Origin of the sequence: Streptomyces atratus (assembly GCF_900119365.1) — a bacterium.
Lineage (GTDB): Bacteria > Actinomycetota > Actinomycetes > Streptomycetales > Streptomycetaceae > Streptomyces > Streptomyces atratus_B.
Window position 1 is genome coordinate 24,811 of sequence record NZ_FPJO01000031.1, and the last position, 22,341, is coordinate 47,151.

Here is a 22,341-nt window from a genome sequence, read left to right on the forward strand (position 1 = left end):
AGAACAACGCAAGCTCCGAAGGGATCGCAAGCCATGGAAGTCACGGCCGCTACGGGGACGCGCAGGACTACGGAATCGCGCAGGACTACGGAGCCGCGCAGAACTACGACTACGGGGGAAGCCCGGGCTACAGCTACGGCGAGGCGCAGGGCTACGGCGATGTTCCGGGCTACCGAACCGGGCAGGGCTTCGAATCCGGGTCGGGCCACGAATCCCGGCCGGACTTCGAACCCGCACCGGCCCACGGCGACCCCGGCGGCACCCCGGAGGTCTCCGGAGCCGTAAGTCCCGTCGGTTCCGAAGGCTTTCCCGTCGCGCTCAAGGTGCTGGTGGCAGGCGGCTTCGGCGTCGGCAAGACGACATTCGTCGGCGCCGTCAGCGAAATCGCACCGCTGAGCACGGAAGAGCTGCTGACCCAGGTCAGCGCCGCGACCGACAGCCTTGAGGGCATCGAGTCCAAGACCGCGACCACCGTGGCGATGGACTTCGGCCGCATCACCCTCGACGAGCAGCACGTTCTCTACCTGTTCGGAACCCCGGGCCAGGAACGCTTCTGGTTCATGTGGGACGAACTCTCCCAGGGAGCGCTCGGAGCGGTCGTGATCGCGGACACCCGTCGGCTCGCCGAGTGCTTCGCCGCCGTCGACTTCTTCGAGCGGCGCGGCATCGGATTCATCATCGCGGTGAACGAGTTCGACGGTGCCTACCGCTACGCGCCGGAGGAGATCAGGGCCGCACTCGACCTGGGGCCGGACGTACCGGTGGTGCTCTGCGACGCCCGGATCGCCAGCTCGGGCACAGGGGCGCTGGTCACGCTGGTCCAGCACCTGATCAACGCCACCTCGGCGCCGGCCCCGCTGACCGGCTTCGGAGCCCACTCGTGACCCGGATCGCCACCGGCCGCATGCTGCTCACACCCGTCGACCGCGACGCCGTCGTCCGTACCCAGCGGCTGAGGACGCTTGGGCTCGGGGAACGCGCCGACGCGTCGTTCGACAACTTCGACGCCTTCGCCGACCGGGTGGCCGAGGTGACCGAAGTGCCCTTCTCGATGGTCAACTTCATCGACGGCAACCGGCAGTTCTTCGCCGGGCTGCACACCCCGGCCGGTACGCACAAGGGCTCCGACCTGGGCGCCACGGCCGCGGGCAGCAGCCGCAGCGGCCGGTACGTCGCGCTCGACCGCGGCTACTGCCCGCATGTCGTCGTCCGGCGCAAGGCGCTCGTGCTGGAGGACGTCTGCGACTACCCGAGGTTCGCGGGCAATCCGGTGGTCGACGAAATAGGCATCCGCTCCTATCTCGGCGCGCCCCTCATCGACCGTACGGGTGTCGCCCTGGGGGCAGTCTGCGCGGTCGACACCGTGCCCCGCCCGTGGGGCAGGGCGGGGCTCGACACCATCAAGTCGCTGGCCCGGGAGCTCGTCGGGCACATCGACCAACGGGAGGGGAACAGCAACGGAATCTGACTCCGGTGGCGGTCAGACCTCGACCGTCGTACCGTCCAGGAAGGTCAGTACCACCGAGTCCGCACCTGCCCGCACCCGCACCGCGTCGCGCAATGCCTCCGGATGCAGGGTGTCCCGGGAGAGGGCGACCAGCGAGACATGGACGCTCCGCCCGCCCGGGTGCGGCCCGCTGCGGAGATACGAAATCGCCGAATGCGGCCCATACGCGTTGGACTGGACATCACGCGCCACAGCGGCCCCTTCCGTACCGCCGTCCCAGCCGTGCAGCGCGATCAGGGCGCTGCTCAGACCGTCGGCCGTGCGCGCGAGTGCCCAGTCGGGCCCCGACAGGGCGAACGGGCTCTGCGCATGGGATACCGCGTGACCGCCCTCCCGCATCACCGCGCCTTCCGGCGCCTCGACCCGGTGCACCCGGATCTCCCACGGGCCGTGCAGCACACTCGTCGTCTCGATCCGGTACGGAAGCTCGTCACCGGGCAGCCGGGCCGCGTACCAGGAGGCCGCGACGCGGTCCTCGCAGCGCAGCGGATGGATCCGGCGGCGCAGCGACGGGGTGCCGTCGGGCGCCACCAGTGCCAGATGGCCGTCGATGGAGCGTGCCACGGCGTGCGGGGCGGCCTCGGGTGCCGTCGCCGTCGAGTAGGCGAACCTGGCGTAATGCGGATCGCCGGTGCCCTCGGACGGGTCGGCCGACTCGTCGTACGGCGGATTGTGGTCGCTGCCGTGATTGACCAGCCGGACGATGCCGTCGTCACGGGTGCCGTGCAGCAGCCAGCCGGTGGCGGGCAGCGCCGTGTACTGGTCGGACTCCTCGATGGGCAGCGGCAGTTCGCGCTCCGTCCACACGGCATGGTCGGCCGGCAGCAGCAGCCTGAGAAATCCCTTGCTCGCCCAGTACGGTGAGGCGGGACCGGAGTACGGCTGGGTGCTCGGCAGGAACGTGTCGTACCAGCCCAGCGTCAGCAGCCCCCGCTCGTCCGGCACACCGCGCTCCGCGAAATGCCGCATCGTGCCCGAGGCGAGCCGGCGGGTGAGCCCCGGCGCCAGCGGGGTGCAGTCGGCCGGCGCCCCCATCCACACCGGCGCCAGGGCGGTGAACCGGTAGGTCAGCGAACGGCCCTGGTGGACCGGCGCGCCGTCGGAGCCGAAGAAGTGCGGATAGTCCTCCAGGAACCGGCTGAGCCGCTGCCGGTGGACCACGGTCCTGCCCCCGTCGTCGGCGCCCGCGATCCGCGACCACAACAGCGGGTACAGATGCATGGCCCAGCCGATGTAGTAGTCGAAGTTCCGGCCGTCCCCGTCCCCGTCCTCGCGCATCGTCGTCGAGAAGAACGTCATCACCCGCATCGGCTACAAGTGGGTCTCGAACTGGGCGGACTACGGCATCCGGAACACCGCCCGGGGCAACTGGACCGACACCGCCGCGCCTGCCCTCGGCGGCAAGGGCTCGGTCATGACGGACAACCTCACCGGCCTGGACCGGCTGCCGGCCGAGGCCCTCGCCGTCGCACACCGGGCAGGCGCCCACGGCGGTCCGGTCGAGCAGCTGCGTACCGACCTGGCCCGTACCGGCACCGCCACCCAGTCCTCCACCGAGGGCACGGCGGGTGCGGCGCTCGCCCTGGACGGCGACACCAACACCGACACCCGCACGCTGTCCGAGGCGGGCGCCTGGTGGCAGGTCGACCTGGGCAGTGAGCAGCGCATCCGCCAGATCGAGATCTGGAACAACTCTTCCGCCACGACTGCCGACTTCGACGTGGTCACGGACGACGGAACGGTCCACGTCAGCGGGAAGGCGCTGCGCCCGACGGTCCTGGACCTGGACAGCCGCACCCGCACGGTGAAGATCGTGACATCCGGCACCGGACGCGTGGCACTGTCCCAGGTGCTCGTCCACCCGTAGGACCCGTACGACCCCGATCCACCGGGCAGGCCCCGGGGACGCCGCCGGTCACCCGACCGGCGGCGTCGCCGTGCTCGCCCGCACCACCACCTCGCCCGCCACCCGCACCACCCGGGCCCGCAGCCCCGCCGTCCGCTCCCGCAGATCGTCGCGTACCCGGGCCGTGCCGTTGAGCGCACGCGAGGTGGTGGCGGGGGAGACGCCGGCCTCCCGGGCCACGGCGTCGAGCGTCACTGGTGCGGGCGAGGGGCGGCCGCCGTGCGGCTTCTCGGTCTTGTCGGAGTGCAGGAGATATCGTTCGGATTCGGTCGAGCTCCGGATGGGCTCAATGGGCCGGGACAGCACGTGATGGCCGCACGGTGTTGCCGGTGCGGGCCGGGGGAGAGGTGCCTCCGGCCCGGGGTTCCTCCGCCCCCGTCAGCGGTGGAGGAAAGCGCCGATCCGCTCCCGCAGTCCCCGGGCGTCCAGGCCGTGCGCGGCGAGATGCTCGTCCATCTCCCCGTACTTGCGCAGCTCGGCCCGCCCCACCCCGAGGCCCAGCACGCGGTGCGGCAGCTCGGCGAGCGCGTCATTGGCGGCGGCCGTGGAGGTGCCCGCCAGATACGGCTCGACGATCACCACATCGGCAGCCCGGTGACCACTGACCGCCCGCCGCAGCCCGGCCCCGTCGAACGGGCGCACCGTCGCCGCGTACAGCACCGTCACATCGAGCCCGTCGGTCGCGGCGAGCACGTTGTCGAGCATCGGCCCGACCGCGATCACCACCCCGCCGGTCCCCTCCCGCACCGCGGTGAACCCGGTTCCCGCGCCGACCGGCCGCGCCCGGTCGTTGGACTGCACCGACAGGCGCACATACACCCGGCCGTCCCCGGCCGCGGCCTCCCGCAGCAGTGCCTCGGCCTCGTCCGGGTGGCCCGGCACATGAACCGTCCAGCCGTCCAGGGTGTCCAGGAGTGCGACATCGCCCGGCGACATATGGGTGAACCCGCCGGCCGGCCAGTCGTACGAGGCTCCGGCGCTCACCAGTACCCCGCCCACGCCCTGGTGGCCGAAGTCCAGCTTGACCTGCTCGAACGGCCGCTCCACCAGAAAACTGGCGAAGGTGTGCACGATCGGCCGCAGCCCGGTGAGCGCCATCCCGGCGCCCGCTCCGACCAGCAGCTGCTCCCTGATCCCCACATTGACGACCCGGTCCGGATGGGCCCGCTCGGCCCGGTCGAAGCCGGCCCGGCTGATCTCGGCCAGGACCAGCGCGAGGCGCGGGTCCTCGTCCAGCAGCTGTGACGTGGTGGCGATGAAGCGGTCACGCATCGTGTCCATCTGAAGTGTCCCTCTCATGTTCTCTTCGATCCTCGCGGCGTTGCGTAGCGGTCCTTCGGGTCAGTCCCCCTGGTCATTCCTTCGGATCGACGCGCGCGACCACGGCCCGCGGCCGTCCGGGGTGCGGCGCCGTGAAGGCCGCGTACAGCGCCTCGTGGTCCCGACCGTCGACGGTGCCGACCGACCAGCCCGCCGCCTCGAACCGGGCCGCGATCCCGCCGTGCCGGGCGTACGAGGCCGACGCGTTGTCGATCACCACGGTGTGCAGCTGCTCCAGCCCGGCCGGGCCGGCATAGGCGAGCGCCTCGTGATTGCTGCCCTCGTCCAGCTCGGCGTCCCCGATCAGCACCCACACCCGCGGATCGGTGAGCCCCTGCGCCCGCAGCCCGAGCACGCTCCCCACGGCCAGCGGCAGCCCGTGCCCCAGCGACCCGCTCCCGATCTCGACCCCCGGCACGAGTGTCCGGTCCGGATGGTGCCCGAGCGGCGAGTCGTACGCCCCGAACCCCGGCAGCAGCTCCTCCCCGAAGAAGCCGTGCGCCGCCAGGACCGCGTAGTACGCCATCGGCCCGTGCCCCTTGGACAGCAGGAACCGGTCGCGGCCGGGCGCGTCGACTGTGCCGGGTGTCACCCGCAGCACCCGGTCGTACAGCACCCAGAGGGCGTCCAGGGTGGACGTCGCCGCGGGGCCGTGCTTCTCGTCCCCGGTCATCAGGCTCATCAGGCGGTTCATGTCGCGGTAGTCGCGCTTCGGTGCGGCGGTGGTGTTCGTCATGGAACAAGCGTTGAACATCAAGCCTGGTTGAGGTCAAGCGGTAAAAGGCGTTCGTGACCACCTGCCCGAGTGCGGTATTGTTCTCATGCGCGTTCAGCCAGGGGGAAACCCCAGGTCAGACGGGCATCGGGACGTGGCGCAGCTTGGTAGCGCACTTGACTGGGGGTCAAGGGGTCGCAGGTTCAAATCCTGTCGTCCCGACTCGTAAGAGTCGCAGGTCAGGGCCGGTTTCGGAGACATCCGAAACCGGCCCTTGGTCATTCTTGGGGACCAGTTGGGGACCAGCCTCCTTGACCGGCGTCAGCGGGTCATGACGATCGGGCCCGGCGGGGAGCACGGTGCGCGCAGCACGCTGAGGTGCGCGGAGAGTGCTGAGCCGGCAGCCGTGATGTTGTGTACGTCCGGGTGTAATGGTGGACTCGGGTATTGGAACTGTCCGAATGCCTCCGACGGGATGGTCACGGTCGGCATGTCTGGATCAGAGAGGCAAGGACTCCTGCTGGATCATGCAGAGGGCGGGCGCCGTCGGTGACGACACGGCGTGTACCAGGGTCGACGGGGTCCGTCTGTGCCCACTCCGGAGACCCGATGCCGATCTCAACTTCCAAACCTGAGGCCGTGGCATAGCGTCGTTCGGTGATGGGCCCCCATGCTTGCGTTCGGACGAGCTCGCCGAGGGCGAGCTCGTAGGCCCAGGTGTGTTGAGGTACTGGGTCTGGTCCGTCGTGAGCAGGACAATGTCGATATCGGAGTCGGGGCGCGCGGCGTTGCGGGCGTATGAACCGACAAGGAGCAGGCCGACGATGTCCTGACGGTTTGCGGCCCAGCGTGTGATGCGGTCGATGATCTCCTGCACTTCGGCGACCCGCTCCTGCGAGGTCTCGGTCTGGTTCGCTGATTGTTCGGCGCGGTGTGTCATGTGGGCTCCTGGATTTCTGAACGGCGGCTGACCTCGGTTGCGTAGGCGTCCCAGTCTCCGGCTGCGGCGCGTTGCCATTTGACGGCGACGGTGATGTGGATGCCGAGGGTGCGGGCGAGGATCGCGGCAGGCAGCTCGGTGGCGAGCCGGAATAGCGCGGTGGAGCGGGTTGCCGCGAGCCGGATGCCGAGCTTGCGGAGTCGTTCGCCCATGGCCCAGGCGCCGATCGGGCGGCCGGGCTGGCCGCCGGGGAAGAGCCAGGGGGAGTCGGTCTGGGCGAGGACCGCGTGGCTGCGACGGGCGGAGACCTGTTCCAGGGCCAGCTCAGCGACAGGTCCAGGCAAGGTGACCGCGATGTCGCCGAGGCGGATGCGGACTGTCGCGTCCGCCTTCTCGATGTGCGCGGTGGTCAGCCGGGAGATCGCCGCCGGCCACTGGGCATAGAGGAGCAACAGCAGGCCGGCCAGGCGGTCTTCGGCCCGGATGGTGTCGTCGTGCAGCGGACGGCGGGCCGCGGCCCAGCGGGCGTCGTCGTCCATCGCCTGGGACGGGCCGTTCCACTTCACCGCCGGGAAACTGAGGTCACGGGCGATCTTCTGCACCCACCGCACAACTGGCCCTGGCAGCACGCCTGGACACACCTGTTCTCCACCGTCCACGGACCGGCCGGCTGATACGAACAGTTCCTGCCCGCCCCGCCCGCAAGGGCCCGACCGGAACCGAACCGTGGAAATGCTGGGCAGACCAGCGGACACAACCTGCCCTCACCCGGCCACCCGGCCCGAAGCCGATCAAAAGACCACTCTCAAACCACCTCGGTGGATCAAGGCTTAGACCGACCGGCAATTGGGGGGTGGGTGAAGGAGCGGGGCTGGGTGCGTGCAGCTGCAAGGCGGAGGATTGAGGCAACGCAATGGGGTCTCCCCTGCTCGAGCGAAGCCGAGAGCTTGGGGAAGTTGTTGATTGACGACAACGCGGCAGATGTGCGTGCCCAGCCCCGCGACGCCGCCCCCCTATTGCCGGTCGGTCTTAGGCGTATTCGCCGTGAGTCTGCCATTTGGGGGGAGTTCGAGTGAACGGGAGAGGCTTGGCATTCTGATGTTGATTCGCGGCGCGTGGCGTCATCCACGTCCTCGACGATCTGATGAACCACGTCGCAGTCCATGGAGACAATGCGGCAGGTGTCTCGGACGGCGCGGCGGGCGAGTGATCACGCGGCCTCAATGTGGGTGCTGTGGATAGCGGTGCATTCGACCGCAGCGAGTGTGCCGGCCATGCGTGAGGCCGGTATCGCCGGCATCAGCCCACGCCGGGCGGGCAAGGGCTTCACCTGCCGCGATCCGGATGCCGACCTCGCCCCGTACCTCGTGCAACGCGACTTCACCGCCGACGGGCCGAACCGATTGTGGGTGACCGACCTCACCGTGATCCCGTTGCCCCGGGCAGTTGCGGCGACGGTCGACGTGTATGGCAAGGCGCGCGTGGGGGACGGCGATCCGGCCGAGTTCGTCCGCGACGCAGGTCTTGGTCGGCCTCGTTCGCCTTCGTGCCGACCTCGGCCTGGTCCCTACGCGGCCGTGGGATGACCGCGGAGAGCGGATGCCTGCGCCACACGGTTGAGACGGGCCGAGCCCTCGGCGCCTTCGTGTCCATGGCAATCACGCGCCCGGACATGGGGGCGCGGTCATGGGAAACATGGGAAACAGTGGCCGTGGCTGCGTGGTGCCGACCGGTCGCACGGGCGCCCATCGCCCGGTCCAGGGCGTCACCATCAACAGCCCTCAAACACACGCGCGAAGCCCGTGCCTGATCTGCTGTGCACCCCAACCAGCCAATCCCCAACCGGCTGTACAGTAAAGGAAGTTGCAACAGTCCAGGTGAACGATGCCTCGTCGGAAAAGAATTCAGCCGTTCTCCTCCCGCCTCGCCCTCCACTCGCGACCGACGGGATCGATAGAGCAGTTACCGATCGCTCACTTGAACCTTGACCGGTGAGTAACCAGGCCACTACCTTTCAATCCGCTTCGAACACACGCTACATATCGGCGTTCCGCGGTGGGCTTTTCCCTGCAGGAAGCCGGTGAGCCGCCTCGTCTGTACAGAACCCCCCACCGTGCAGTCTCACCCTTGATTCGGAGAACGATGAACTCCGCTGTGCGTTCCGAAGAAATGATCATCGGCATCACCCCGTTAGGTGAGCCCGATGCCGGGCTCACCTTGGCGGTCTGCCGGGCCGGCGGTCTCGGCGTGCTCGACCTCGGGCCCGGCGACCGGAGGGCCCGCGAGGCCCTCGCTCAATTGCGGCGCACGGCTTCGGGCAGGTTCGGCGTCCGGGTCGACGCGCGTTGCCGACTCACCCCGGCCGACCTGGCTCCGGACGGTCCGCACACCGTGGTTCTCGCGGTCGCAGCGGCGGCCGGGGAAGCAGGTGCGGCCTGGACGATCGCCGGGCTCGCGGCGCACTTTCGCGTGCTCGTCGAGGTCACCGGCCTGGAGGACGCACGGGACGCGTTACGCGCCGGGGCGCACGGTCTGATCGCTCGCGGCACCGAGTGCGGCGGCCGGATCGGCGAGTTGAGCACCTTCGTCCTGCTCCAGCGGCTCCTTGCCGCGCCCGAGGTGACCCGGCCCGTGTGGGCGTGCGGCGGCATCGGCCCGCGAACGGCCGCCGCCGCGGTGGCCGGCGGAGCAGCCGGCGTCGTCCTCGACGGCCAACTCGCGCTGCTCGCCGAGTCGGCGCTGCCCGAACCGGTCGCCGCCGCGCTGCGCACCATCGACGGCTCGGAAACCGTCGTCCGGGCCGGTCACCGTGTCCTGCTGCGGCGAGGCCCGGACGCCCCGTGCCTCGCGGAGGGGGCCGGGCCGCAGGAGGTGGCGGCGCTTCTGGGCGGGCGGGATCCGCGTACCCAACTGCTTCCGGTGGGCCAGGACGGCTTCCTAGCCGCCCGGTTCGCCGAGCGGTGGGGCGATGTGCGCCGAACGGTGCGCGCGTTGCGGGAAGCGGTGCTGGGCGCCGTCCGGGACGACACGGCCGCACGGGCGCTGCGGCCCGGGTCGCCGATGAGCCGGGCGCTCGGAACCCGGCTCCCCGTCGCGCAGGGGCCGATGACAAGGGTGAGCGACGGACCTGCTTTCGCCGCGGCGGTGGCAGCGGACGGAGCACTGCCCTTCCTCGCCCTGGCGCTGGCGGACGGCGCGCGGACGCGGACGATGCTGACCGAGGCGCGGGACGCGGTGGACGGCCGGCCCTGGGGCGTGGGGGTCCTCGGCTTCGCGCCGGAGGACGTGCGTACGGCCCAGCTCGAGGCCGTACGGGACGTGCGGCCGACTCACGCGATCATCGCCGGTGGGCGGCCGTCCCAGGCGCAGGCCCTGGAGCAGGACGGCATCCGGACGTTTCTGCACGTGCCCTCACCGGGGCTGTTGCGGCAGTTCCTCCAAGCCGGGGCACGCCGGTTCGTGTTCGAGGGCTCGGAGTGCGGCGGGCATGTGGGGCCGCGCGGCAGTTTCGCGCTCTGGGAGGCTCAACTGGCCGTCCTGGAGGATTTCCTGGAGAGCCACGAGGCCGAAGACCTCGAGGTGTTCTTCGCGGGCGGAGTGCACGACGAGCGGTCGGCGGCGATGGTCGCCGCTCTGGCCGCGCCGCTGACCGCGCGCGGCGCGGCCGTCGGTGTGTTGATGGGTACCGCGTATCTGTTCACCGAGGAGGCCGTATCCCGCGGGGCGGTCCGGCCGCTCTTCCAGCAGCAGGTCCTGGAGGCCGAGCGCACCACGCTGCTGGAGTCGGCGCCGGGGCACGCGACGCGGTGCGTGCCGAGCCCCTTCACCGCCGGCTACCGCGACCAGGAGGCCCGGCTACGCGCCGAGGGCGTGCCGGACCGGCGGATCTGGGAGGAACTGGAGAGGCTCAACGTCGGCCGGCTGCGCATCGCCAGCAAGGGCGTGGACCGATCCGCCGACGGCTGCCTCACGCCGGTCGACGAGCGGCGCCAGCTCGCCGAGGGGATGTTCATGGCCGGCGAGGTGGCCGTGCTGCGCTCGGTGACCACGACCGTCGCGGCGCTGCACGAGTCGGTGACCACTGGCGCCGCCGAGCATCTCACCCGACGGACGGCGCAGTCGGCCCCGACGAGCGAGGCGCGGGAGCCGGTCGCGCCCGCTCCGCTCGACGTCGCCGTCGTCGGCATGGCGTGCATGTTCCCGCAGGCGCCCGACCTGCCTGCTTTCTGGGCGAACGTGGTCGCCGGAGTGGACGCGGTGAGCGAGGTCCCGCCCGAGCGCTGGGACCCGGCCGTCCATCATGGTGAGTCCACCCCTTCCAAGTGGGGCGGTTTCCTGCCCCGCATCCCCTTCGACCCGCTGCGCTACGGCATACCGCCGACCTCTCTCGGCAGCACCGAACCGGTGCAGCTGCTGTCCCTGGAGGCCGCCCGGCGCGCTCTGGAGGACGCCGGATACGGCGACGGGGGACGGGAGTTCGACCGCTCCCGCACTTCTGTGGTGTTCGGCGCCGAGGCGGGCAGCGATCTGTCGAACGCGGCCACGCTGCGGGCGGTGATGCCCTCGTACTACGGCCGCGTCCCCGCAGGTCTGGACGACCAGCTCCCGAGCCTCACCGAGGACTCCTTCCCCGGCATGCTCGCCAACGTCATCTCGGGCAGGATCGCCAACCGGCTCGATCTCGGCGGCGCCAACTACACCGTCGACGCCGCCTGCGCCTCGTCACTGGCCGCAGTGGACGTCGCCTGCAAGGAACTGGCCGGCGGCACTTCCGACGTGGTGTTGTGCGGTGGCGCCGACCTGCACAACGGTATCAATGACTATGTCCTGTTCTCCTCCGTGCACGCCCTGTCTCCCACCGGCCGCTCACGCGCCTTCGACGACTCGGCGGACGGCATCGCGCTCGGCGAGGGCATCGCCTGCGTCGTACTCAAGCGGCTCGCGGACGCAGAGCGGGACGGCGACCGGATCTACGGCGTCATCAAGGGCCTGGGCTCCTCCAGCGACGGCCGCTCACTCGGTCTGACCGCGCCCGGGCCCGAGGGCCAGCGCTCGGCTCTGGAACGCGCCTATCGCAATGCGGCCGTCTCACCGGCCGACGTCGGTCTCGTCGAGGCGCACGGCACCGGTACGGTCGTCGGCGACCGTACCGAACTGCGCATCCTCAGCGAGGTGTTCACCGAGGCCGGGGCAGAACCGGGCGGCTGTGTGCTCGGTTCGGTGAAGTCGCAGATAGGCCACACCAAGTGCGCTGCCGGTCTCGCCGGAATGATCAAAACGCTGCTGGCTCTGTACACCGGCGTCCGGCCGCCCACCCTGCACGTCGAGAATCCCAACCCGGCCTGGGAGGCGGACACCAGCCCCTTCGCCTTCCACGCCGAGGCCCGGCCGTGGGCGGCGCCCGCGGAGGAACGGATCGCCGGAGTGAGCGCGTTCGGCTTCGGCGGGACCAACTTCCACGTGGTGCTGGCCGCTCACGCCGGTGGCGTACCACCCGTGCGGGGACTGGACGCCTGGCCGGCCGAACTGTTCGTGTTCCGCGGACGGGACGAGGCCGCGACCCGCCGGGCGATGGAGGAGCTCCTCACAACCGCTCAGCCCCGGGACCGGTCGTGGCGGCTTCAGGACCTTGCGCTGAGCGCGGCCCGGCGGTCGGACGCGAGCGGGGACCCGGCCCGGGTCGCCATCGTGGCGACGGACGTGGACGACCTGGTCGAGAAGTTGCGGCGGGTTCTGGCCGACCCCGACGAGCACGCCCCGGCACGCGGCGTCCACCGGGCCGGAACCGGTGACTCGGGCGGCGCCAAGGTGGCATTTCTCTTCCCCGGCCAGGGCAGCCAGCGCACCGGCATGCTCGCCGACCTGTTCGTCGCTTTTCCCGAGCTGCGCCGCTATCTGGAGCTCGCCCGCGTCCACGCCGACACCCTGTACCCGCCCGCCGCCTTCGACGACACCGAACGCGAGCGGCAACGGGCCGCGCTGACCGACACCCGCGTGGCACAGCCCGCCCTCGGCGTCACGGGACTCGCCGCGCACGCCGTGCTCACCGCGGCCGGCGTGCAGCCGGACATGGCCGCCGGGCACAGCTACGGCGAGCTGGTGGCACTGTGCGCGGCCGGCGCACTGACCCCCGGGACGCTGCTGGAACTGAGCGCGGAGCGAGCGGCGGCGATCCTGCAGGCCGCGCAGTCCGCCCAGGGCGACGGGGGCGATCCCGGGACCATGGCCGCGGTCTCGGCCGGCGCCGAGGACGTGGCGCAGGCGCTCAAGGCGGCGTCCGCGCCGGACAGTGTTGTCGTCGCCAATCGCAACTCGCCCGGGCAGACGGTGATCTCGGGACCGACGGACGCCGTCGACGAGGCCGTCCGGCTACTGCGCGAGGCCGGTCACGGTGCCAAGCGCATCCCCGTCGCCTGCGCGTTCCACAGCCCGCTGGTCGCCGCCGCCTCCGACCGGTTCGCCGAGGCGCTCGCGGCCCGGCCGGTGCACGCGCCCGAATTCCCGGTGTGGTCCAACCGCACGGCCACCCCGTACGCCGCTGACGGGGAGGCGGTGCGGGCCGAACTCGCAGCCCAGATCGGTGCCCCGGTCGCCTTCGTCGAGCAGATCGAGGCGATGTACGAAGCCGGGGCACGCGTCTTCGTCGAAGCCGGCCCCGGCTCGGTACTGACCCGGCTGGTCGGGCAGATCCTCGGCGATCGCCCGCACCGCACGGTGGCCTGCGAACCCCGGCCGGGCAGCGGCCTGCGCGGCTGGCTCGACGCTCTGGCCGAGCTCGCCGTCGCGGGGCTGCCGGTGCGCGCCGGGTGGCTGCTGCGGGGCCGGGACGCGGTGGACGCGGCACGTACCCCGGCGCCGAAGATCCCCGGATGGACGGTCGACGGACAACTGGTCCGCACCGCCGACGGCGCCCTCCTCACCGGTGCGCTCGCACCGGCCCGACGAGTCACGGAGACCCTGGAGACGACTGTGACGACGAATTCCCCGCACAGTGCCCCCTCCGACCAGGACACGCTCATCTCCGAATTCCTGCGCACCAGCCGGGAGATGATCGCCGCCCAACGGGACGTGCTGCTCACCTACCTCGGATCCGCCCCGGGCGCGCAGTCCGTCCCGCCCCAGACGGCCCCGCAGGTGATCCAGGCCGTGCCGCAACTCCCCCCGGCGCAGCCGCCGATGAAGGACCCGGGACAGGGCACGCCGGCCACCGCCGTGGAGCCGGCAGCCGTACAGCCCGCCGGAGCGGCCGATGTCCAGCGGGTCGTTCTGGAAATCATCAGCGAGCGCACCGGCTACCCCGTCGACATGATCGAGCCCGACCTCGACCTGGAGGCGGACCTCAGCATCGACTCCATCAAGCGGGCAGAGATCGCGGGCGAACTGGCCCGGCGCCTGGGTGCCGGGGCCGGCTCCGACCTCGCCGCGCTGGACGACGACGCGCTGGAGGAGCTGGCGAAGGCGCGGACGGCCGCCGCGGTGACCGACTGGCTGACCGCGCGGATGGGCGGCCCGGCCGAGCGGCCCACCGTCCCGGCGGCGGTGGAGCCCGGACCGGACGCGGTCACCGCCGAACCCCCCGGACGGCACCTCCTGCGCCCGGTCCTCCTCGACGAACGGGCCGACGCCCGCACCGACCCGTCGTCCGCTCTCGCGGGCACCCGCTGGATCCTGCTCGGCGACGCCCCCGAGGTCGCCGCCCGCCTGGCGTCCCACGGCGCCGAGGTCGGCGCACGGGCCCGGGACCACGTCCTGACGGAGACCGACGGCCCGGTGGACGGCGTGCTGTGGCTGGGGGCCCTCGCGGGCACCGACGACTTGCCCTTGCTGCCCGCCTCGTTCCCCGTGCTGAAGGCCGCCCTGGCACGCGCCCCGCGATGGCTGCTGGCCGTCCGGCCCGCCGACGGTGAGGCGCCCGACCCCCGGACCGCGGGGCTGCGAGGTCTGTTCCGGACCGTGGTGCACGAGTATCCACAGACGGTGGCCCGGGTCGTCGAGGTCGCCGACGCCTCGCCGTCCGCGCTCGCGCACGCCGTGGTCGCCGAGGCCGTCGCGTCGGACCGGACGCCGGTCGTGCTGCGGACGGCGGCAGGCCGGCACGGGTTCGAACTGGTGGCCGCGCCGCTCGGCGTGCTCGGCAGCACGGGCGCCGGACCGGCCGGGGCGGGCACCTCGGAGGCCACGGCGCTCGGCCTGGACCAGGACTCGGTGGTGCTGCTGGCTGGAGGGGCGCGAGGCATCACCGCACAGTTCGCCGCCGTGCTCGCCGGCACCGCACGCTGCCGTCTGGAACTGCTCGGCCGCACTCCCGCCCCGGACGGTCCGGAGGCCGAGGACACCGCGTCCGCGCGTACCCCGGCCGAGCTGCGCGCCGCGCTCGCCGCCCGCGGCGGACTGAAGCCGGCCGAGATCAACCGCGCCGCCGAGCTGTTGCTTGCCCAGCGGGAGATCACGGCCACCCTGACCGAAATCACCGCACTGGGCGGCCGGGCCCGCTACCGATCGGTCGACTTCCGCGAACCGGACGCGGTACTGCAGGCGGTGAAGGAGATCCATGCCGAGCACGGCCGGCTCGACGGCGTGGTGCACGCGGCCGGTGTGATCGAGGACCGGCTCATCGCCGAGAAGAGCACGGAGTCGTTCCGACGTGTCTACGCCACGAAGGCGACCGGCGCCGACGCCCTGCTCACCGCATTGGAGGAACTGCCCGCACCGCCCACGTTCACCGTGCTGTTCGGCTCGATATCGGCCGTCCTGGGCAATCGCGGCCAGGTGGACTACGCGGCCGCCAACGACGCACTGGAGACCCTCGGCGCGGCGTTCGCCGCCCGCACCGGACGGCGCGCGGTGACTGTGCACTGGGGCCCCTGGGCGCCCTCGGCCGATCACAGCGGCATGATCGGGGCCGAGCTGGCCCGCGAGTACGCCCGGCGCGGCATCCGGCTGATCGATCCGGAGGAGGGGACCGCGGCGCTGCTGCGGGAGCTCGCCTGGGGCGAGGAGTCCGCCACCGCCGTTGTCTACACCGCCTCGGGCTGGTGACGGTCGTGGTGGCGCCGCCCCGACACGCTCTCAGCACCCAGGTCATGGCCGCACGACAAGTGCCGGTGGCCATCGTCGGGATGGCGGTGCTGCTGCCGGGCGCTGCGGACCTGGATGCCTACTGGCGCAACCTGCGCGACGGCGTGGACGCGATCGGCGCGGTACCGGACGGGCGTTGGGACGCCGAGTACTACCACCCGGGCACCGCCTCCGACCCGGCCGTCGCGAACCAGGTCTACGCCCGCCGCGGCGGGTTCGTGGACGGGCTCGCGCAGGTGGAGGTCACCCGGTTCGGGATCATGCCGAACTCGGTGGCCGGTACCGAGCCCGACCAGCTCATCGCCCTGCACGTGGCTTCGGCCGCCCTGGACGACGCGGGCGGCACGGATCGCCTTCCCGACCGGGGCCGGGTCGGCGTCGTTCTGGGCAGGGGCGGCTATCTCACGCCCGGTCTGGTCCGGCTCGATCAGCGAGTCCGTACGGCCGGTCAACTGGTCCGCACATTGGGGGAGTTGCTCCCGGACCTGACGGGAGACCAACTCGGAAGGGTGCGCCAGGCGTTCACCGAGCGCCTCGGTCCGGACAGCCCCGAGTCCGCGATCGGCCTGGTGCCCAATCTCGCCGCCTCCCGGGTCGCCAACCGGCTCGATCTGCGCGGGCCCGCGTACACGGTGGACGCCGCCTGCGCCTCCTCGCTGGTCGCCGTGGACCAGGCCGTGGGCGAACTCGCCTCCGGGCGGTGCGACGTGATGCTCGCCGGCGGCGTCCACCACTGCCACGACATCACGCTGTGGAGCGTCTTCTCCCAGCTGCGCGCACTCTCCCCCAGCCAGCGCATCCGGCCCTTCCACCGGGACGCCGACGGCATCCTGATCGGTGAAGGGACGGGTGTCGTCGTCCTCAAGCGGCTGGCCGACGCCGAGCGTGCCGGAGACCGGATCTACGCCGTGGTCCGGGGTACCGGCGTGGCGAGCGACGGACGGGTTGCCGGTCTCATGAACCCCGAGCCCGGTGGTCAGGCGCAGGCGGTACGGCATGCGTGGCGGGCGGCCGGGCTGGATCCCGCCGAGCCGGGTTCGGTCGGCCTGCTGGAGGCGCACGGCACCGCGACCCCGGCCGGTGACAGCGCCGAACTCGCCACACTCGCCGAGGTGTTCGGCCCTGGAGACGGTGACGCGGTTCTGGGATCGGTCAAGTCGATGATCGGGCATGCCATGCCGGCCGCCGGGGTCGCCGGTCTGGTCAAGGCCGCGCTCGCCGTCCACCACCGCACACTCCTTCCGACATTGCACTGCGACGACCCGCACCCCGCCCTGGCCCGCACCCGGTTCCGCACCCTGGAGAAGGCCGCCGACTGGGAGACCACCGCGCACAGACCCGTTCGCCGGGCCGCGGTCAACGCGTTCGGCTTCGGCGGGATCAACGCGCATGTGGTGCTGGAGGAGGCCCCGGGCGTGCGCAGGCCCCGCGCGAGCGCGCCGGCCCGCCCGGTCCTCGATGTCGCCGAGCCCGAGCACATCCTGCTGCTCGCGGCCGACTCCCCGGCACGCCTCGCCGCCCTGCTGGACGCCGACGACGACACCGTACGGGCCGCCGGCCTCGCCCCCGGCCACCCGCACCCGGAGGCGGGCCCCGCCCGTCTCGGCATCGTCGACCCGACCGCCAAACGGCTCGCTCTGGCCCGCCGCGCGGTCGCCCGGCAGCGAGGCTGGCACGGACGCAGTGACGTCTGGTTCCGGCCGAGCCCCCTCCTGGGCGCCGGCCACGGCGGACTGGCATTCCTGTTCCCGGGTCTGGAGGGCGAGTTCACCCCGCAGGTCGACGACGTAGCCGCCCATTTCGGTCTGCGTGCCCCCGCAGTCGACGGAAACCGGACCGGCGACGTGGGCCGGCACGGTTTCGGCGTGGTCGCCGTCGGCCGCCTCCTCGACGCGGCGCTGCGCCGCAGCGGGATCGTGCCGGACGCGGTCGCCGGACACAGCGTCGGTGAGTGGACGGCCATGGCGGCGGCCGGGCTGTATTCCGGGGACGAGGTCGACGCTTTCATGGCCGCCTTCGACCCCGCCTCGGTGACGGTCCCCGGTCTCGCCTTCGGCGCGATCGGCGCCTCCGCCGAGTACGTCCTGGCCGCCCTGCGCGACGAGGGCGGGAGCCGGGCGGGCCTGGTCCTCTCACACGACAACGCACCGGGTCAGTCGATGGTGTGCGGTCCGCAGGCGGCGGTGGAGGACTTCGTACGGGCGCGGCGCGCCCAGGGCGTCCTCAGCCAGGTTCTGCCGTTCCGCTCGGGCTTCCACACGCCGATGCTGCGCCCCCATCTCGGACCGATCGAGGAGGCCGCCCGTCGGTTCCGGCTGCATCCGCCGCACACCCCGCTCTGGTCGGGCACGACCGCCGCGCCGTTCCCCGAGGACGAGACGGGGATCCGGGCTCTTTTCGTCCGGCATCTGCTGGAACCCGTGCGGTTCCGGCAGCTGACCGAGGCCCTGAACGCGGCCGGTCACCGGGTGTTCGTCCAGGTCGGACCCGGTCAGCTCGGCTCCCTCGTGAGCGACACCCTGGGCGGTGGCGACCACCTGGTGGTCGCCGCCAACTCGCCCCACCGCACCGGCCTCGCCCAGTTGCGCCGGGTGGCCACCGCGCTGTGGACGGCGGGTTCGACGGTGGCGCCCTCCTTACAACCCGTCGAGGCGGCGACCACGTATCGACGGCCACCGGTGCGACTGGACTTGAGCGGTGCTCTGGTGTCCCTCTCGCCCCAGCGGCTCCCCGCGCTGCGGGCCGAGCTGCGGGCGCCCGCGCGTGCGCCGGTCCCGGCCGGCTCGTCGCCCCTGGACTCCCTCGTCGAGAGCTCCCCGGTGGCCGCCGAACTGAGCGCCCTGCTGAGCGAGACCGCGGACACGGCAGCCGCCCTCATGTCCGCGAGGACGGGGAGGTCTGCGCCGGCCCCGTCCGCCGGGTCGCGGCACACGACCGTCCACGTCTCGACCGACACCATGCCCTACCTCCTGGACCACTGCTTCTTCCCCCAGCGGCCAGGCTGGCCCGAAGTCGCCGACCGGTGGCCGGTCGTCCCGGCCACGACGATCGTGCAGCACATCGTGGACGCCGCGCGGAAGACGGTCCCCGGCGGGCTGCCGGTCGCCGTGCACGGCGCGCGGTTCGACGAGTGGCTCACCGCAACCCCGGCCGTCGACGTGCCCGTGACCGTGACGCCGAAGGGCGCGGGCCTTCTCGCCGTCTCCTTCGGCCCGCGGGCCCGCGCCACCGTGGAGCTCGCCGCCGCGTACCCCGCCCCGCCCCCCGCTCCATGGGCCACCGATCCCGGAACCGAGCACGCACCCGACCACACCGCTGCCCAGCTCTACGCCGAGCGCTGGATGTTCCACGGCCCGGCGTTCCAGGGCGTCAGCGAACTCACCGCGATCGGCGACCGCCATGTGCGCGGACGTCTCACCACCCCTTCCGCGCCCGGCGCGCTGCTGGACAACGTCGGCCAGATCCTCGGCTACTGGATCATGGCGACCCGTTCCGAGCGCACCGTCGTGTTCCCGGTCGGGATGCGGGAGATGCGGTTCTACGGGCCGCATCCGGCGCCGGGCACGGAGGTGGAATGTCTGGTGCGCGTCACCTCGCTCACCGACGCCTTTCTGGAGGCCGACGTACAGCTGAGGGCCGGAGGCACCGTGTGGGCTGAGCTGTACGGCTGGCAGGACCGCCGCTTCGACAACGACCCGCAGACCCGGCCCGTCGAGCGCTTCCCGGATCGCAACACCCTGTCCGAGCCGCGACCCGGCGGCTGGCGGCTGCTGCACGAGAGGTGGCCGGACCTGGCGTCCCGGGAGCTGATCATGCGTAACTCCCTGGGCGGCGCGGAGCGCGCGGAGTACGCGCGGCACGCGCCACGCGGGCGCCGGCAGTGGCTGCTGGGGCGCATCGCGGTCAAGGACGCGGTGCGGCAGTGGCTGTGGGACCACGGCGAGGGCCCCGTCTTCCCGGCGGAACTGCGGGTGCACAACGACGAGACGGGCCGTCCGTACGTCACCGGCGTGCACGGACGGGCCCTGCCCCCGCTGGACGTCTCGCTGGCCCACTGCGCGGAGGCGGCCGTCGCGATCGTCCGACCGCACCGGACCGGCCCCGGCCCCGGCATCGACATCGAGGAGGTCACCGATCGCACCCCGCAGGCCCTCGCCGCCGTCCTGGACGGGGACGAGCTCCGGCTGCTGCACCGCCTGTCGGCCGACACCGGCGAGAGCGAGGCCCTGTGGTTCACCCGTTTCTGGGCGGCCAAGGAGTCCGTCGCGAAGGCGGAGGGCACCGGATTCGGCGGCCGGCCGCGGGACTTCACCGTGCTCGACGCGACACCGGCCGGCGACCGGCTGACCGTCGCGGGCCGCCTGGAACGCGCCCACACCGTGCACTGCGTGCCGGCCACCAACCCGCCCCGGCTGCCGGAGCGCGCGTACGCAGTGGCATGGACGACCGGAAACCTGACCGCTAAGGAGTACGACGCCCGATGACAGCTCCCACCCCCCGTATCCCCGTCACCGCCGACGAGGAGTCCGTCCTCGCCGACCTCACCGGCATGCTGGCGCGGCTCCTGGAGGACGAGTACGGCCTCGACGACGTCGAGATCGGCATGAGGACGACCTTCAACCGTGACCTGGAGCTGGAGAGCATCGACCTCGTCACCCTGGCCGGGCTGCTCCAGGAGCGGTACGGGGACCGGGTCAACTTCGCGGAGTTCCTGGCCGCTATGGAGTTCGACGAGATCATCGAGCTGACCGTCGGACGGCTGGTCGAGTACGTCGTGACCAGTCTGAAGGCCGGGGAGGCGAGCTGAGCCATGGTGATGGTCGACACCGGCGCCGTCCGGTTGCACGTACAGCGGATCGGTCCCCGGGAGGGTCGGCCGGCCACCGCCACCGTGGTGCTGGTGCACGGTCTGCTCACCGACAGCCTGGCCAGCTACTACTTCACCGTCGCGCCCGCGTTCGCGGCCGCCGGTCTCGATGTCGTCATGTACGACCTGCGCGGCCACGGGCGCAGTGAACGCCCTGCCGAGGGCTACACGGTCGAGCACAACATCGACGACCTGGAGGCGCTGCTCGACCGGCTGGCGGTGACCGGTCCGGTGCATCTGGTCGGCAACTCCTTCGGTGGCACGATCGCGTTCGGCTTCGCGGCCCGGCGCCCCGAGCGGGCGGCGAGCGTCAGTCTCATCGAGTCCGAACCGGCCACCGCAGCCTGGGCGGAGAAGTTGGGGGGCATCCTGGACCGCGTCGTGACCCAGCTCGCCCACAACGAGCCCGACGCGATCGCCTGGATCAGCACCCACCGCGGGCACAACACCGCGCGCCTGGCCAAGGGTGCGGCCCGGCTGGCCCGTGACACCACCCTCGGCCGGGACATCCCGGCGAGTAGTGTCCTGACGGCCGGCCAGATCGCGGCAGTGCGCTGTCCGGTGCTCGGCCTGTACGGCGGCGCCTCCGATCTCGCCGAGCTCGCGCCCTGGCTGGCGTCAGCGCTTCCGGACTGCCGGACCGTGGTGATCCCGGGACACGAGCACTCGGTCCTGGTGGAGGCCTCCGGGACGGTCGGCGGGCACATCCTGGCGCTCGTCGAGGAGGCCGGCCGCACCACCGGGCGGGTGGCGGCGGAGGTGGCCGGGTGAGCCGCTTCCTCTTCGTCGTCCCGCCCCTGGTCGGGCACATCAACCCGACCGTCGGTGTCGCCGCCGAACTCGTCGCGTCAGGGCATGCGGTGGCGTGGGTGTGTCCCGATCCGGCGCTGGTCGGCCGACTCGCGGGCCCCGGGGCCGGGCCCGTGATGGCGTGCGCCGGGGCGCCCCGGGGTGAGCGGCCGGCGGAGCTGCGCGGTCCGGAGGCGCTGAAGTTCCTGTGGGAGCGGTATCTGCTGCCGCTGGCCGAGGCGATGGCCCCGGGTGTCCGGGCCGCTGTCGAGGCGTTCCGGCCGGACGTCGTCGTCGCCGACCAGCAGGCATTCGCGGGCGCGCTGATCGCGGAGCGGCTGGGCCTGCCGTGGGCGACCTCGGCGACCACGTCGGCCGAGTTCACCGACCCCCTCGCCGGGCTTCCCAGGGTCGGCCAGTGGTTGCAGCGGCGGCTGGGCGCGCTCCGGGAGGCCGTCGGGGATCCGGCGGGCACGGCCGACCCCCGCTTCTCACCGCATCTCGTCCTCGCCTTCAGCACACCTGAGTTGGCGGGTTCGGCGCACGACGGGGTCTGCTGGGTCGGTCCGTCGATCACGGCGCGTCCGTCCACCGCCGCCTTCCCGTGGGAATGGCTCGACGCCGGCCGCAGCACCGTCCTGGTCACATTGGGCACGGCGAACGCCGATGTCGGCGGCCGGTTCCTCGACGTGTGCCGGAGCGCGCTGCGGGAGCGGGCCGACCGGGTGCAGGCGGTGATCGTCGATCCCGGTGGCGTGCTCTCGGCGCGGGACGGCGACAAGGATGTGCTGATCGTGCCGTCCGTGCCACAACTCTCCCTTCTGGAAAGAGGTGTTGGCGCAGTCGTCTGCCATGCCGGCCACAACAGTGTGTGCGAGGCGCTGTGGCACGGGGTTCCACTTGTGGTGGCTCCCATCCGCGATGACCAGCCGGTGGTGGCCGGACAGGTCGTGGACGCCGGGGCAGGGGTGCGGGTGCGGTTCGGGCGGGTCACGGTCCAGAAGCTGGTCTCGGCGGTCGACTCCGTCCTGGACGACACCGGATACCGCGTCGGGGCCCACCGGATCCGTACGGCGTTCCGTTCCGCGGGTGGGGCCCATGCCGCCGCGCTCCGGCTCGGCGAACTGGACGAGTCCTTCCGGAAGCCTGCGGGCATGAAGGGAGGATGCTCGTGATCATCTGTGACGGCGAAGCCGGACACCCCGGCGACCGCACTCCA

Annotated in this window: 13 protein-coding genes, 1 tRNA gene and 2 pseudogenes; 10 read left to right on the forward strand and 6 right to left on the reverse strand. The window is 72.1% G+C overall.

The features are described from left to right. The first annotated feature begins 323 nt into the window (after positions 1 to 323). Entirely contained in the window at positions 324 to 884 is a 561-nt protein-coding gene (locus tag BT364_RS33000; protein ID WP_072488923.1) for a GTP-binding protein, read from the forward strand. Then, positions 881 to 1,468, forward strand: a complete 588-nt coding sequence (locus BT364_RS33005) for a GAF domain-containing protein (RefSeq protein ID WP_072488893.1) — start codon at positions 881 to 883, stop codon at positions 1,466 to 1,468. Before BT364_RS33000 ends, BT364_RS33005 begins: the two co-directional genes overlap by 4 nt. Before the next feature lie 12 nt (positions 1,469 to 1,480). Here BT364_RS33005 and BT364_RS33010 read toward each other — a convergent pair. Next, positions 1,481 to 2,770, reverse strand: a pseudogene (locus BT364_RS33010) (DUF2264 domain-containing protein); the annotation flags it as partial. 151 nt (positions 2,771 to 2,921) lie between these two features. Here BT364_RS33010 and BT364_RS33015 point away from each other — a divergent pair. Beyond that, positions 2,922 to 3,374: a discoidin domain-containing protein gene (locus BT364_RS33015; protein ID WP_256260324.1), complete on the forward strand. Its 453-nt coding sequence runs from the start codon at positions 2,922 to 2,924 to the stop codon at positions 3,372 to 3,374. 132 nt (positions 3,375 to 3,506) lie between these two features. Here BT364_RS33015 and BT364_RS33020 read toward each other — a convergent pair. The 3 genes and pseudogenes from BT364_RS33020 to BT364_RS33030 form a co-directional block, all read right to left on the reverse strand. Then, positions 3,507 to 3,608: pseudogene (locus BT364_RS33020) on the reverse strand (LacI family DNA-binding transcriptional regulator); the annotation flags it as partial. A 183-nt stretch (positions 3,609 to 3,791) separates the two neighbouring features. Further along, positions 3,792 to 4,694: a transketolase family protein gene (locus tag BT364_RS33025; protein WP_072488894.1), complete on the reverse strand. Its 903-nt coding sequence runs from the start codon at positions 4,692 to 4,694 to the stop codon at positions 3,792 to 3,794. A gap of 73 nt (positions 4,695 to 4,767) precedes the next feature. Continuing rightward, a complete protein-coding gene (locus tag BT364_RS33030; protein ID WP_072488895.1) occupies positions 4,768 to 5,469 on the reverse strand; it encodes a thiamine pyrophosphate-dependent enzyme in 702 nt (233 codons plus the stop codon). A gap of 127 nt (positions 5,470 to 5,596) precedes the next feature. Between BT364_RS33030 and BT364_RS33035 the strand changes: the two genes are divergently transcribed. After that, positions 5,597 to 5,670, forward strand: a tRNA-Pro gene (locus BT364_RS33035). A 277-nt stretch (positions 5,671 to 5,947) separates the two neighbouring features. Here BT364_RS33035 and BT364_RS33040 read toward each other — a convergent pair. Together BT364_RS33040 and BT364_RS33045 are read right to left on the reverse strand one after the other, a co-directional pair. Continuing rightward, a complete protein-coding gene (locus BT364_RS33040; protein ID WP_371268676.1) occupies positions 5,948 to 6,466 on the reverse strand; it encodes a nucleotidyltransferase domain-containing protein in 519 nt (172 codons plus the stop codon). Beyond that, entirely contained in the window at positions 6,385 to 6,990 is a 606-nt protein-coding gene (locus BT364_RS33045; RefSeq protein ID WP_143166584.1) for a hypothetical protein, read from the reverse strand. The genes BT364_RS33040 and BT364_RS33045 overlap by 82 nt, the downstream gene beginning before the upstream one ends. 672 nt (positions 6,991 to 7,662) lie before the next feature. On the opposite strand from BT364_RS33045, the gene BT364_RS41180 reads away from it, so the two are divergent. From BT364_RS41180 to BT364_RS33075, 6 genes are all read left to right on the forward strand, one after another. Continuing rightward, complete coding sequence (locus BT364_RS41180) at positions 7,663 to 7,974, forward strand: hypothetical protein (protein WP_143166585.1); 312 nt, start codon at positions 7,663 to 7,665, stop codon at positions 7,972 to 7,974. A 556-nt stretch (positions 7,975 to 8,530) separates the two neighbouring features. Continuing rightward, positions 8,531 to 15,427, forward strand: coding sequence for a type I polyketide synthase (locus BT364_RS33055; RefSeq protein ID WP_072488898.1), 6,897 nt, complete (start codon positions 8,531 to 8,533; stop codon positions 15,425 to 15,427). 44 nt (positions 15,428 to 15,471) lie between these two features. Continuing rightward, a complete protein-coding gene (locus BT364_RS33060) occupies positions 15,472 to 19,950 on the forward strand; it encodes a type I polyketide synthase (protein ID WP_072488899.1) in 4,479 nt (1,492 codons plus the stop codon). After that, positions 19,947 to 20,273, forward strand: coding sequence for an acyl carrier protein (locus tag BT364_RS33065; protein WP_072488900.1), 327 nt, complete (start codon positions 19,947 to 19,949; stop codon positions 20,271 to 20,273). Before BT364_RS33060 ends, BT364_RS33065 begins: the two co-directional genes overlap by 4 nt. A 3-nt stretch (positions 20,274 to 20,276) precedes the next feature. Continuing rightward, on the forward strand, positions 20,277 to 21,104 hold the full coding sequence (locus BT364_RS33070) for an alpha/beta fold hydrolase (protein ID WP_072488901.1): 828 nt from the start codon (positions 20,277 to 20,279) through the stop codon (positions 21,102 to 21,104). Then, entirely contained in the window at positions 21,101 to 22,297 is a 1,197-nt protein-coding gene (locus tag BT364_RS33075; RefSeq protein ID WP_072488902.1) for a glycosyltransferase, read from the forward strand. Before BT364_RS33070 ends, BT364_RS33075 begins: the two co-directional genes overlap by 4 nt. Positions 22,298 to 22,341: the final 44 nt, after the last annotated feature.